The organism is Micromonospora sp. NPDC050187, from assembly GCF_044459745.1.
In the GTDB taxonomy this organism is placed as follows: Bacteria; Actinomycetota; Actinomycetes; order Mycobacteriales; family Micromonosporaceae; genus Micromonospora.
This window is the reverse complement of record NZ_JBITJH010000004.1, coordinates 94,626-107,575: the sequence shown is the minus strand read 5'-3', so window position 1 is coordinate 107,575 and position 12,950 is coordinate 94,626. Positions and strand designations below refer to the sequence as shown.

Here is a 12,950-nt window from a genome sequence, read left to right as displayed (position 1 = left end):
AACACCCACAGGGCGGATGTTCTCTCCCACACCGGAATAGGCTCTAATGGAGTCCTCCCCGCCCCCAGGAGGTTTCGCCGTGGCGAGCGTCGCCGAGCTCAAGGCCGCCATCGATGTCGCGCTCCAGCAGATCGGTGAAGGGCAGACAGCGGTGCAGGCGGCCGGCGAGAAGCTGGCCGAGGCACAGCAGACCCTGGCCGGTGCGCTGGAGGGCAGCGGGCACGAGACCGTCGAGGCCGCCCAGGCGTCGCTGACCCAGGCCAGCCAGGAGCTGGAGGAGTGTCTCGCCGCGACACTGGTCGCGGTGGAGCAGGCGCAGCTCTACGTCTCGACGCTCTGAGCCGATGTCGATCATCGAGGACGTCGGGGCCCAGGTCCGCGCTGCCTCCGACGAACTGCCACTGGCCCCGCTGGCCCAGGCGCTGGAGAAGTTCGCCCTGGCCACCGAGCGGCTGCGCTGGGTCCGGCAGGAATCGTCCAACCCGATGGGGGTGCCGGAGCTGTCGGCCGCCGTCGAGCACGCCGAGTCCGCCGGGCACGCCCTGCGGGTGGCACAGGAGCAGCTCGCCAGCTATCTGGCGGCGATCGGGCTCGGCGCGGACGGCGCTCCGGCCGGGAAGCCGCAGCCCCGCCAGCCGGCGCACGACGCGCCCCGGGACGTCCCGCCGCCGGGTGGTGGCGACGACAGTGGCGAGCCGGAGCCCGCCCCGGCGGTCCGTCGCTGGTGGGCGGTGCGGGTGGCGGAGCTGACCGGCGGTTCGGAGGGCGAGCCGACCGGCCCGGACGAACAGGTCGCCGACGCCCGGGAGCTGCTGCGCCGGGTGGTCGGCGGGGTGAAGGCCGGCGACCGGACCCGACTGCACACCGAGTTGCGCCGGGCGCACGCCGATGTCGGGCTGGGCCTGGCGACGGTGACCCCGCCGCTGCTGCGGGAGCTGGCCGGAGAATTGCTGGGACACCCACCCAAGGCCCCTGACCTGCCGAAACTGCGCAACGAGCTGGACGGGCGGGTGCGTGACCTGCTGCCCGGCCTGCCGCCGCCGGTGCTGGAGACCGTGCTGACCCGGGTCTGCCGGATGCCCCCGCCCCGGCAGCGCTCCGACGACGAGCAACCGCACCCGGCCGACCCGGCGGTGACCGCCGGGGTGGTGACCGGCCTGCTGCTGGCCCGGCTCGGCCGGGACCTGCCGCCCGAGCGCACCGACGACGAGCAGGCACCGGCCGGGGCCGACCGGGCTTCGGACACGCCGCCCCGGACCGACCGGGCTACGGGCGCACCGCCCCGGGCGACCGACCCCACACGCGGCAGGCCCGGTCCGCATGGCTGACCGTCGGGCCCAGTTGGTGGGGCGGGTCCGGGGGATGCTCTCCGAGGCGTTGGGCTCGGCCCGGGGCCGGCTGACCGCCGCGCGGACCGAGTGGGAGAACGGGCAGGACCGGCTCACCCGGGTGCGGCGGGCCGCCGCGACGGTGCCGCAGCGGGTCGGCGCCGAACGGGACCGCCGACTCGCCGAGATCGACTCCCGGTACGCCGCGCGGATCGAGGAACTGGCCCGGCGGGCCGCCGCCGCCGCCGAGCGGGAGGCCCCGGGTGCGGCGTCGGCCGACTGGGCGCGGTGGACGCCCACCCCGGCCGGACGGGCCGAACCGCCCGGCGCGGTCCGGATCGGCACCGTCCGGATCCCCGGCGCGGAGCCGGTGCCGGCGCTGGTGCCGCTGCTGGACGCCGGGCACGTCCACCTCACCGGCGGCCACCATCCCGGAGGCGACGCGGTGGTCTCGGCACTGCTGCTGCGCAGCATCGGCCGGGCCGAGCCGGGCACGGTCCGGTTGATCGGGTACGACCCGGAGCACCTCGGCGGCGGCCTGGCCGGGTTCGCCCCGCTCGGCACCGCCGGACTGCTCACCTTCGTCGGCCCGGGTGGGCTGGCCCGGCTGCTGGACGACCTGGTGGAGCAGATCCGCCGGATCAACGAGACCGTGCTGGCCGGGGAGCACTCCTCGCTGCGGGAACTGGCCGTGGCCACCGGGCGGCGGCCGGAGCCGTGGCGGGTGGCCGTGCTGCTCGGCGGGGACGAGCTCTCCCGGCACGAGCGCGGCCAACTCGACCGGGTGGTCCGCACCGGGGCGGCCTGCGGCGTGCACCTGGTGGTCCGGGGCATTCCGCTGCCGGACGACCCGACCGTGCAGCGGGTGCTGGTCTCCCCGGGCGACGTCCGCATCGGCGGTCCGTCCGGCCTGCCGGTACGCCTCGACCCGCCGCCCCCGGCGACCCTGGTCACCGAGACCTGCCGGCAGGTGGCCGGCACGGTCGCCGCCGGGCCGGCCCCCACCCCGTTCACCGAGCTGCTCCCGCCGCCCGAGCAGATGTGGAAGGAGGACTCGTCGACCGCGCTGGTCGCGCCGATCGGCGAGGGGCCCAGTGGCCGTTCGGTGCTGCTGACCCTCGGCGACTACCCGCCGCACGCCCTGATCGGCGGTCCCTCCGGCACCGGCAAGACCAACCTGATCTTCGCCTGGATCGGTGCGCTGGCCTCCCGCTACTCCCCGTCCGAGCTGGAGTTCTACCTGCTGGACTTCAAGGAGGGGGTGTCCTTCGCCCGGTTCGCGCAGGGGCGGCGGGATCCGAGCTGGCTGCCGCACATGCGGCTGGTCGGGATCAACGTCAACACCGACCGGGAGTTCGGCCTGGCCCTGCTGCGCTTCCTCGCCGAGGAGCTGCGCCGTCGGGCCGACGCGGCCAAGCAGCACGAGGTCACCAAGCTCTCCGAGCTGCGGGCGGTCGACCCGGAGGGGCACTGGCCCCGGATCGTCGCGGTGGTCGACGAGTTCCAGATGCTGCTCGCCGGCCGGGACGTGGTCGCCCGGGAGGCCGCCGACCTGCTGGAGGACCTGGCCCGGCGGGGCCGCTCGCAGGGCATCCACCTGGTGCTCGCCTCGCAGGACGTCCGCGGCATCGAGGCGCTGTGGGGCCGTCCGGCGCTGGTCGCCCAGTTCACCCTCCGGATCGCGCTGCCGAAGGCGCTGCGGATCCTCGCCGAGCGCAACGACGCCGCCCAGTCCCTCCCCCGGCACCACGCGGTGATCAACGCGGAGTCCGGCATGGCGGAGGGCAACCAGGTGGCCCGCATCCCGTCGGCCAGCGAGTGGGAGACCTGGAGCGAACTCCAGCACCGGCTGTGGCGGATGCGCCCGCCGGACGCCGCCCCGGCCCGCCTCTTCGACGGCGACGCGATCCCGCAGCTCGCCGACGCGCCCGACTACCGCGCCCTGACGCCCGCCCGGCAGCCGGGCGGACCGCGCGGGCCGGTCGCCCTGCTCGGAGAGATCATCGACGTGCAGGCCCGGTCGGCGGCGCTGCGGCTGCCCCGGGCACCCGGCCGCAACCTGGCGGTGCTCGGCACCCGGGTCGACGAGGCGTGCGCGGTGCTCGACGCGGTCGGCCGGTCGCTGGCCCGCCAGCACGAGCCCGGCTCGGCCCGCTTCTCCATCGCCTGTCTCGACCCGGACGCCGACCACGCCGCCCGCGCCCTCTACTCCGACCTCGCCGACGACGCCGCCTGGTACGACGAGGAGACCGTGCCGGAGCTGGTCGCCGAGACGGCCGAGGCGCTGGCCGCACCGGGCACCCCGGCCACCCCGCACTACCTGCTGCTCTACGCGGTCGACGCGGCGGCGGGTCGGCTGGGCGCGCGGGTCGGCCGACGGACCGGATTGGAGCACCTGCGGCAGATCCTGCACGACGGGCCGGAACGGCGTACCCACGTGCTGGCCTGGTGGCGGGGCGTCGCCCGGATGCGCATCGACCTGGGTGGGCCGGCGTCGCGGACCGACCAGATCGGGGCGTGGGTGGCCCTGGACGTGCAGGGCGGCGAGTTGGGCTCGTCGCTCTACCCGGGCAGCGGTGGCCCGGACTGGTACCCACGCCCGTGGCGGGGACTCTTCTTCGACCGGGCGGTGCACCGCACCGGGCAGACGATCATCCCCTATGGACTCCCCCGATGAACGAACCGGTCACCAGTGAGTCGTACGCCGCCCATCTCCGCCGGCTGGCGGAGCTGACCGCGCGGGCGGCGACGCAGCGCGCCGAGGCGGTGGCCTGGCACGAGCGGCAGTGCGCCGCCGCCGAACAGGCCGTGCGGGAGGCCGCCGAGCAGCTCCGGCGGGCCGAGGCGGAGGTCGCCGAGGCGACCGAACTGGTGGAGCGGGTGGACGCCGAGGCGGCCCATCTGTGGCAGGTTCTGCGCGGCCGGGTGGGCGCCGGGGCCCGTCGCCTCGGTGACCCGCCGGGGCCGGCACGGGGTGCCTCGGGCGATCCGGTGGTGCTGCTGGAGCGGGCGCGCGAACTGCTGGACCGCACCCGGCAGCCGGGTGACCTGCCCGGGTCGGTGAACCCGCTGCTGGCGCTCTGCGGGGTGTTCGGCGCGGTGGTGGCATACGCGGTGGGGACCGGGGCGCGGGCGCTGGGTGAGCGGTACGGTGGCGACCTGGCGGTGGGGATGCCGGTGATCGCGTTGGTGGTCTCGCTGCTCGGGCCGCTGATCGGGCTGGGGCCGGCGAAACTGCTCGCCGACCGGCGGCACGCCCTGCTCGGCCCCCGCCCGATGACGATCGTGATCGCCGCCGGTCTGGTCACCACCGTGCTCCTGCTCGCACTCCCCCGCTGACGGTTCCGCCCGCCACCGCCGCCCGTTGCTGTCGATCAAGAAGTTGGCGTCAGGAGTCGGCCGTACACCGACGCGAACCTCTTGATCAACGCGACGAGGGGGTGGGGGTGGGGGTGGGGACCAGGATGGCTTCGCGGAGCAGGCGGCGGGTGAGGACGAGGCGGTCGGCGTCGTCGTCGAGGCCGGGCAGGTCGCCGACCCGCCCTACGGCGCCGGTGAGCAGTGCCCGTACCGCCTCGGCGCACTGCGCCGGCAGCGAGACGGTGCGGTCGAAGACACGCAGCGCGACCCGCTCGGGGCCCTCGGGGACGAGCTGCCAGCGCAGTCCGGGCCGGACGGTGAGGGTGCTCTCGACGGTCAGCTCGCGGATCGCGGCGGCCTGGGCCAGCGGGCGGATCGGCGCGGGGCGCGCGGCGGGCCAGGCCCGCTGCCGCAGCCGGCCGGCGACCGCCGCCGGGTCGGCGCGCAGCAGCCAGTCCCGCAGCGCCTCGACCGTCTCGGTCAGTTCGGGTTCGATCGCGTCGGGGTCGGCCACGTCGACGCCGAACGGGAGGGTGGCGCGCAGGCGCGGGTCCTCGGCGGCGAGGGCGAGCAGTTCCTCGACCATCGCGTAACGGGTGAGCGCCCGGACGCCGATGGTCAGGTGCAGCGAGCTGGACTCCTGCGCCTGGGCGCTGTGCAGCCAGCCCCGGGGCAGGTAGAGCGCGTCACCGGGGGCGAGCACCACGTCCAGCGCGGCGGCCCCCTCGGCGGTGGCCGTGACCTCGTCGGCCCGGCCGCCCCACGGCTGCCGTTCGAGCGGGTCGGGCAGCACCGGCGGGTGGATCCGCCAGCGCTTGCGCCCGTCCACCTGGAGCACGAAGACGTCGTGGGTGTCGTAGTGGGTGGCGAAGCCCTGGTTGCCCGGCGGGGTGAGGTAGGCGTTGACCTGCAACGGCTGGCCGACGGCGAGGCCGAGGTCGCGGGCGAGGTCGATCAGCGCCGGCCAGGTGCGGTGCAGCCCCTGGAGGACCAGGGTGGCGCCGTCGGCGTACTGCTCGAGGACCCGTTCGTCGAGGACCTGGTCGCCGATCTCGGCACCGGCCCCGCCACCGCCGGTCCACCGCGCCGCCGGCACGAGCTGCCCGTCGCGGGCGATCCGGAGGAACGGGGTACGCAGCCCGCGCCGGCTGAGCAGTTCGTCGGCGTCGGCGGGGCTGAACAGGTCGGTGAAGCCGGCCGGGTTGGGCAGTTCGTCGGCGCGGGACAGCAGCGGGATACGTCCCCAGTGGGCGGCGGCGAACTTCGCCGGCTCGACGGCCACGCAGCGGGCGAGCGCCGCGAGGGCGGCGGACGGCACCGCCGGGCGGCCGTGGCCGCCCGGCGGGTCGATGATCGTCACCGCGGTTACCGGGCGCCGCCGTCGGCGCCACCGTCCTGCTGACCCGGCGTGGCACCGCCGTCCGCCGGACCCTCCGCACCGCCGTCCGCGCCACCGTCCTGCCTGCCGGGGGTGGCACCGCCGTCCGCCGGACCCTCCGCGCCACCGTCGGCGCCACCGTCCTGCTTGCCGGGGGTCGCGCCGCCGTCGGCCGGACCCTCCGCACCGCCGTCCGCGCCACCGTCCTGCCTGCCGGGGGTGGCACCGCCGTCGGCCGGACCCTCCTGGCCGCCGCCGCCGGTCGTGGTGATGTCGTCGTCGTTCAGTGCCATCGGTGCTCCCTCGGGATGTGCCGCCCCCCGTCGTGGGTCGGGGGTTCGTCGTGCAGCCGGTGGTACCCGCCGCGCGATCTTCTCTAACCACACGGTAGGCGGCACCTTCCGGGCATACCGGCGGTTCCGGACAACCGGCGGCCATCCGGTGGACGGAAAGACCCTGCCCGGCGGCCCGGGTGGTCACCTCGCCCGTCGATCATGGACTTCGGGCACCGCCCCAACCCGCACATCCGCCACAAGTAGTGGCGCCGCGACTCCATGATCGACGACGTGGGATCCCGGATCGGAACGACCGACGGCCCGCCGGGGTCGGCGGGCCGTCGGTCGGTCGAGGTCGCTCAGGGAATCATCCGGGCCAGGTCGCGCGGCATGGTGGCGCGCACGTCGTCCCACTCGCCCTGGGTGACGTGCCGGCGCAGGGTGTCCAGCACCACCTGCACGACCTGTTCCGGGCCACCGTCCGTCTCGTACGGGAAGCCCCGCCGGACCTCGTAGAGGAAGTCGTCCCGGTTCAGTTTCACCGGCACGTTCGACGGATCCCAGCCGTCGAAGTAGACCCCCCGGACCAGCACCGGCAACTGCGCGGAGAACTCCACGCTCTCCTGCACCGGCATCCGGTCGCGCAGCAGGTGCAGCACCGTGCGCAGCGCCGCGAAGGACTGGTTGCGGCGGTCCTTCGACCAGCCGTAGGCCTGCTCGATGTCCTTGAGGATCAGATTGGTCTTGTCCAGCGATGACTCGAACACCGAGTTCGGTTCGTTAGCCATGTGCCCACCCCCGTCCGTCGGTCTCCCACCGTCGATGGTCGTCGCGTCGCGGCGGCGCGGCCGGACCCCGCCACTGCCGGGCCGGACCGACCCGGTGCGGCCGGGCCGCGCACCTGGACGGGTGCGTTCGCGTTCCGGCCACGTGCACCACACGCCGGTGGTCCGGTACGACCCGAACCGTCACCTCGGCCACCCCCGTCCCCGCGTCGTCGCGACGTGCGCGGCGGTAACCGCACACCAACGCCACCATCGCCGGGGGCCGGGTGAGCCGGCGTCATCCCGACCGGGTGAATCACGTCCCGGGTCCGGCCTTCGGCCGGCGAGGCGGCGGAGGTCGGTCGACGTCGAGCAGCCCGGCCAGCGTGGCCGCGTTGGTCTGCGCGAAATCGCGGAAGCAGTTGTTCATGAGCACGTGCGTACGCTCGGCCCCACCGGCCAACTCCCGCAGCTTCGGCGCCCACGCGCGCAGTTCCCGGTCGGTGTAGTGGTAGCCGAACTTCTCGTGGATGTCCCGGCTGGTCCACCTGTCACTGTGGCCGTGGAACCGGACCACGGCCAGGTCGGTGGTGGCCGCCAGCACCGGCGGAACCGACGAGCGGTGTCCCTGGGGCATGTCCACGCAGACGTACGTCAGCCGGTGCCGACGGAGGAAGTCGAGGGTCTCGTCGGCGTTGTCGCCGGCGAACCAGGAGGCGTGCCGGAACTCGAAGGCCGGCAGCAGCGGAGCACACCGCCGCGCCACCTCCAGCAGGTACTGCTTGTTCTCCCGCCGGAGGGTGAACCAGGGCGGGAACTGGAACAGCAGCGCGCCGAGCTTGCCTGCGGCGACCAGCGGGTCCAGGGCGGTGAGGAACCGGCTCCAGACCTCCTCGTACGTCTGGGCCGGCAGGTCGCCGGGGTAGAGGTTCCGCTTCTCCGTCTCCGGGCGCAGATCCCGGTGCAGGGCGGCCACCCTGGTCGGGTGTCCGGTGAGGAGGCTGAACGCCTTGACGTTGAAGACGAACCCGGGCGGGGTGCGCTCGGCCCAGAGCCGGGCCGTCCGCTCGGCCGGGGGCGCGTAGTAGGTGGCGTCCACCTCGACCAGGGGGAACCGGCTGGCGTAGTGGGCCAGGCGCTTCTCCGGGGTGTCCGCGTCGGGCGGATACCACCCCGACTCGAGCAGGGTGGCGTCGGTCCAGGAGGCGGTGCCGACCAGGATCGGGCCGACGGCGGTCAACTCCACCGCCCCGGCGGTGCGACCGGGGCGGTGGATGGCGTACCGGAAGTCAGGCGGCCCGCCGTTCCCGGGACTGCTTGCAGGTGACGCAGGTGGTGGCGGAGGGGAAGATCTCCAGCCGTTCGACCGGGATCGGGTCGGAGCAGCCCTCGCAGTGGCCGTACGTACCCTCCGCCAGACGGGCCAGGGCGTGCTCGAACTGGGCCCGCCGGTCGAGGATGGTCCGCAGCAGGGACTGCGCGGTGTCCCGTTCGGCCGTCTTGGTGCCGCTGTCGGCCTGGTCGTCGCCGGCGGTGTCACCGACCTCCACCAGCCGGAGCACCTGGCTCTCCTGCATCGCCTGCTCGTACTCGCCGGAGAGTTCGTCGTAGCGGGCCTGCAGGGCGAGGCGGATCCGGTCGATCTCCTCCTGGGAGCGCCCCGTACCGACCGTGTCGTGGACGAGCATCGCTGTCTGCCTTTCCTCGGGCTCGATTGGACCCCGGGTAGCCGGGCATACACCCGGCGATGGTCCGCTTGTGAGCCGGGCGAATACCCACGCCCACCGGTGATCAAACCGGCGACTTTTCCGGCGTCGGCTTCCCCGGCCCGTGCGACGGCCGAAGCGTTCCCCGCCGGCTCCCTGTCCCGGCTGCCCCGCCGCGACGGCCCCTGTCCCGGACGGCCCCGCCGTGACGCTTCACCCCACCGGCGCGGCCTCGACCAGCGCCGGATGCCGGGGGTCGTCGACGCGGACCACCACGTCGGCGAAGGACTCCGGGGAGACCTCCTCGGCGTAACGGGCGAAGGCGGGCAGGATCCACGCCTGCTCCGGGTCGGTGCGGCGGCGCAGCGCGGCCGGCGAGAGCACCAGGTGGACGGTGAGGTCGAAGGGCAACCCGCCGCCGAGCAGCAGCGGGCCGCTGACCAGGACCACCCCGCCGGGTGGGAGACGCACGTACCCCGCCCGGCTGGCCCGGTCTGTGCCGGCGTCCCAGAGGGACGGCAGCAGACGGCCGGTGCCGTCCGGACCGGCCGGGTCCAGCACCTCGCGGCGCAGCCCCACCTCGTCGAACCAGCCGAGGTAGTACGTGTCGGGGTTGGTTCGGCCGTGTTCCAGGCGGACCGAGGCCGGCCGGAGGAAATCGGCGGTGCGGACGTGCAGCACCGGGCGACCGGCGGCGCGCAGCGGTTCGATCAACGCTTCGGCCAGGGCGCCCGGGTCGGCGGCGGGCGGGCCGTCCACCGCGACCCGCAACCGTCCGGCGACCGGGGTGCCGACCATCCGGTCGGCCAACGCGACGACGAGCCGTTCGGGCGAGATGGGTCGGATCCGCATCGGCCCATGGTGCCGGACCGGGTCGGGGCACACCCACGGACCGCGCGACGGGGCCGGCCGGCGTCGGTCACCACCGCCGATCGGACCGCGTCGGCCGATGCGGTCCGAAGCAGGCCGAGGGCGCCAGGGACATCGGTCGGCCGGTGCGGACGGCGGTCAGCCGGTGCGGTCGACGGTGACCCGGGCGTCGTCGGCGAGCCGGTAGCCGACACCGTAGACCGTGGTGACCAGGGGAACGTCCACGCCGACCTTGCCGCGCAGCCGCCGGACGTGCACGTCGACGGTGCGCACCCCGGCGTGCTCGTACCCCCAGACGGCATTGAGCAGTTGCAGCCGGGTGAAGACCCGGCGGGGATGGGCGACCAGGTGCAGCAGCAGGTCGAACTCGAGCCGGGTCAGCGGCAGCGGTTCCCCGTCGCGCAGCACCGACCGGGAGGCGGCGAGGATGTGCAGCGCCGGCACGGTCGGTGCGGCCGGCGGGCGGGACGACGACCGGCCGGCCGGAACGGGATCCGGCCGCCGCTCCGGCGCGGGGCCGGTGGTGACGATCCCCTCCCCCCGCTCCAGCAGCTCCCGGGCCGCCTCGAGCAGCCGGCGGGCAGGCGGGGTCAGCGCCTCCTCGGAGGCCAGCGGGATGGACAGGGTCACGGTGAGGACCGGGGCCGCTGTGCTGGAGGGACGACGTTGGCCGGCGGGAGGGCGACCGGGGACCACGGGCTGGGACGTATGCCATCCGGCGCGCGACGAGGCGGGGCTGACCGACATGGTCCTCCTTGGCTGGTCCAGTGTCTCCCCACGGCCCGGGAACGCTCTTGTGATCGATATTTCCCGGTCCCTGTACGAGAATCAAGGGCGGCCGTGTTGCTGGAATGTGACAATCAACGAACGCATCGGAGCCGACCGCTCGCTCTGCGTACGGCGCTTGATGATTACAGCAGAAGCACCGGGATGAGCCGATGCGGGGGTACCTCGTGGCTTTCACATCCTTCTGACGGCGCTTGGGGGAGATCCGGCCCGCCCGGAAGGGCTCAGTGGTCACGGTCGATGAGCACCGGGGCGTCGTCGGCGAGGCGGTAACCGACCCCGTGCACGGTGGTCACCAGCGGGACGTCGTCGCCGACCTTGGCACGCAGGCGGCGGACGTGCACGTCCACCGTTCGGGTGACGGAGTGTTCGTGGCCCCAGACACCAGCCAGCAGTTGCCGCCGGGTGAAGACCCGGCGCGGGTGCTCGGCGAGGAAGAGCAGCAGGTCGAACTCGATGCGGGTCAGGCCGAGCAGCCGGGAGCCCCGGCGCGCGTTCCGCGCGGCGACCGAGAGGACCAGGGTGTCCGGCCCGAACGGGCGGGGTCGGGGCGCCGGTTCCGGACGGGACGCCACGACGGCGGGGGCGGCCGGCGCCGGACGGTCCGCGTCGTGCACCCGCAGGACCCCCTCGCCGGTGGCGGCCAGTTCGTTGAGGAGTTCGACCAGTCGGGGGGTCACCGCACCGGGTGCGACGTCGACGGTGATGGTCACGACCGGCGTCGCCCGGGGTCGCGGCGGTGCGACCAGGCGTGGCGCCGGATACGGATGCGCGGACGTGGCGAAGACGGACATGCTGCCTCCCGGTTCGGGGTGCCGCGCGACGCGCCGGGGTCGGCGGTCAGGACGGCGTGGGTCGGACTGCCACCGGCGCGACGGATGACGCCGGGGAACGCAGGACGGTCGGGCCGAGCGTGGGTAGCCCGGCGATGGACCAGGCGGCGAAGCCGCCGACGACGTCGGTGGCGCGGTGCAGGCCGATCTCCTGCAACGCGGCCGCGGCCAACGACGAGGTGTAGCCCTCCTGGCAGAGGACGACGACCCGCAGGTCGTAGTCGACGACCTGCGGCAGCCGCGCGGCGCACCGCGGGTCGAAGCGCCACTCGAGGACGTTGCGTTCGACGGCCAGCGCGCCCGGGACGGTGCCGTGCGCGGCCCGCTGGGCGGCCGGCCGGATATCGACCAGCAGCGCGCCGCGCCGGTGGGCCAGGTGGGCCCGCTCCGGGTCGAGCCGGTGCAGCCGCGTCCGGGCGTCGGCGAGGATCTGGTCGATCCCCCGGGAACCCGGGGGCGCGGGGACGGACGGGCCGGCGGGCACGATGGCGGCTGGTCCGGCAGGCACGGTGGTGGACGGGCCGGGACGCGTCGTGGCGGACGGGCCGGGGGGACAGGAACGGGTCAGGTGCATCGTGGGTCCTCCGGTACGGGGGTCGCGGACGCCGGGGCGGACGACGGGGCGGACGACGGGGCTCAGGGCCTTACCAGGCGACGCCGGCAAGGGCGACCTCGGCGACCCGGAGTCGGCCGTCGGTGAGGTGGTAGCGGGTCATCCGGTGCAGGGCGGGGCGGTAGACGTGCAGGCTCACCGCCGGCTGGTCGCCCCGGTTGGTCACCCGGTGCACGTGTCGCGGACCGAACCGGCGGCCGCTGCCCGCGGTGAGCGGATCGGCGCGCAACCTCCCACCGGAGACGACCTCCTCGGTCAACGTGCCGACGGCCACCAGGAGTGCGCCGGCGGAACCGCCGTGGTCGTGCAGGTCGGTGCCCTGCCCGGGGAGCCAGGTGAGCAGCCAGACCTCGTGGTCCGGCCCGGACGCCAGCCGGGTGTACCACCGCTCGACCGGATCGAACCGGACCGGCGGTCGCGACGCGGCGTGCCGCCGGGCGACGGCGAGCAGGTCCGGTTCGTACGGATGGTCCATGGCGGGTCCTCGTGACGCTCGGCGACGGAAGTGGACCCAGGATAACCGCTAAAACCTAGCGGATTAGTATGCTTTCCCAAGTGTTGGGACACTGGTCGCGGGGGGCTGAGGTGTTTGCAGGGGTCCCCTGCTCGACAAGAAGCGGTAACAGGGGACCCCTGCTACCACCGCACCCCGTCGAGGTCAGCGTTGGACCGGCGGCTCCACCCGGTAGCCGGGCACCGAGGGCCAACGGACGGTGACCAGCACCGACTCCCGCTCGGCGTACCAGGAATGGTCGACGCCCCGCCCCCAGAGCACGTAGTCACCGGGCTCGGCCAGCCGGACCGTCCGATCCGGCAACTCCACTCGGAACGCTCCGCTGACCAGCACCAGCAGGGCGGTACGGCACTCGTCGGTCGCCCACCGGGACCGGCTCTCCCCCGCCGCGTGCACCCCCCACTTGACCTCCACGTCGGTGCTGTGGCGCGGATCCCCGGCGGGCATGAAGTGGCCCAGCAGCCAGCCGCCGTTCCCGGCCCCGTCCACCCCCGCGTTGCCCACGTACACGCTCTCGTCCATG

The 12,950-nt window shown here is 74.6% G+C and carries 15 protein-coding genes; 4 read left to right on the top strand and 11 right to left on the bottom strand.

Annotation, left to right across the window (positions count from 1 at the left end):
- Positions 1–79: 79 nt before the first annotated feature.
- From ACIBJE_RS08315 to ACIBJE_RS08300, 4 genes are read left to right on the top strand one after another with little or no spacing between them, the layout of a single operon-like run.
- Positions 80–340: a hypothetical protein gene (locus tag ACIBJE_RS08315; RefSeq protein ID WP_091462511.1), complete on the top strand. Its 261-nt coding sequence runs from the start codon at positions 80–82 to the stop codon at positions 338–340.
- Positions 341–344: 4 nt separating this feature from the next.
- Complete coding sequence (locus ACIBJE_RS08310; RefSeq protein WP_396744879.1) at positions 345–1,328, top strand: hypothetical protein; 984 nt, start codon at positions 345–347, stop codon at positions 1,326–1,328.
- Positions 1,321–4,005 carry an FtsK/SpoIIIE domain-containing protein gene (locus tag ACIBJE_RS08305; protein ID WP_396744876.1) on the top strand — a complete coding sequence of 895 codons (2,685 nt, stop codon included), beginning with the start codon at positions 1,321–1,323 and terminating at the stop codon, positions 4,003–4,005. Before ACIBJE_RS08310 ends, ACIBJE_RS08305 begins: the two co-directional genes overlap by 8 nt.
- Positions 4,002–4,667, top strand: a complete 666-nt coding sequence (locus ACIBJE_RS08300) for a hypothetical protein (protein WP_396744873.1) — start codon at positions 4,002–4,004, stop codon at positions 4,665–4,667. The genes ACIBJE_RS08305 and ACIBJE_RS08300 overlap by 4 nt, the downstream gene beginning before the upstream one ends.
- Before the next feature lie 85 nt (positions 4,668–4,752).
- Here ACIBJE_RS08300 and ACIBJE_RS08295 read toward each other — a convergent pair whose 3' ends face one another.
- The 11 genes from ACIBJE_RS08295 to ACIBJE_RS08245 form a co-directional block, all read right to left on the bottom strand.
- Positions 4,753–6,048, bottom strand: coding sequence for a cupin domain-containing protein (locus ACIBJE_RS08295; protein ID WP_396744870.1), 1,296 nt, complete (start codon positions 6,046–6,048; stop codon positions 4,753–4,755).
- 5 nt (positions 6,049–6,053) lie between these two features.
- Positions 6,054–6,359, bottom strand: a complete 306-nt coding sequence (locus ACIBJE_RS08290) for a hypothetical protein (RefSeq protein WP_396744867.1) — start codon at positions 6,357–6,359, stop codon at positions 6,054–6,056.
- Between the two features lie 341 nt (positions 6,360–6,700).
- On the bottom strand, positions 6,701–7,129 hold the full coding sequence (locus tag ACIBJE_RS08285) for a DUF2267 domain-containing protein (RefSeq protein ID WP_396744864.1): 429 nt from the start codon (positions 7,127–7,129) through the stop codon (positions 6,701–6,703).
- Between the two features lie 292 nt (positions 7,130–7,421).
- Positions 7,422–8,351 carry a DUF72 domain-containing protein gene (locus ACIBJE_RS08280; RefSeq protein ID WP_396744861.1) on the bottom strand — a complete coding sequence of 310 codons (930 nt, stop codon included), beginning with the start codon at positions 8,349–8,351 and terminating at the stop codon, positions 7,422–7,424.
- Between the two features lie 43 nt (positions 8,352–8,394).
- A complete protein-coding gene (locus ACIBJE_RS08275) occupies positions 8,395–8,793 on the bottom strand; it encodes a TraR/DksA family transcriptional regulator (protein ID WP_396744858.1) in 399 nt (132 codons plus the stop codon).
- 231 nt (positions 8,794–9,024) lie between these two features.
- Positions 9,025–9,663: a uridine kinase gene (locus tag ACIBJE_RS08270; protein WP_396744855.1), complete on the bottom strand. Its 639-nt coding sequence runs from the start codon at positions 9,661–9,663 to the stop codon at positions 9,025–9,027.
- Positions 9,664–9,819: 156 nt separating this feature from the next.
- A complete protein-coding gene (locus ACIBJE_RS08265; RefSeq protein ID WP_088984718.1) occupies positions 9,820–10,428 on the bottom strand; it encodes a winged helix-turn-helix domain-containing protein in 609 nt (202 codons plus the stop codon).
- 263 nt (positions 10,429–10,691) lie between these two features.
- Complete coding sequence (locus tag ACIBJE_RS08260; protein WP_396744852.1) at positions 10,692–11,261, bottom strand: winged helix-turn-helix domain-containing protein; 570 nt, start codon at positions 11,259–11,261, stop codon at positions 10,692–10,694.
- Between the two features lie 46 nt (positions 11,262–11,307).
- The gene (locus tag ACIBJE_RS08255) at positions 11,308–11,808 is read right to left on the bottom strand and encodes a rhodanese-like domain-containing protein (protein ID WP_396744849.1); all 501 of its coding nucleotides are present in this window, start codon (positions 11,806–11,808) and stop codon (positions 11,308–11,310) included.
- Between the two features lie 136 nt (positions 11,809–11,944).
- Positions 11,945–12,388, bottom strand: a complete 444-nt coding sequence (locus ACIBJE_RS08250; protein WP_396744846.1) for a cysteine dioxygenase — start codon at positions 12,386–12,388, stop codon at positions 11,945–11,947.
- Between the two features lie 183 nt (positions 12,389–12,571).
- Positions 12,572–12,949, bottom strand: coding sequence for a signal peptidase I (locus tag ACIBJE_RS08245; RefSeq protein ID WP_396744843.1), 378 nt, complete (start codon positions 12,947–12,949; stop codon positions 12,572–12,574).
- Position 12,950 lies beyond the last annotated feature (1 nt).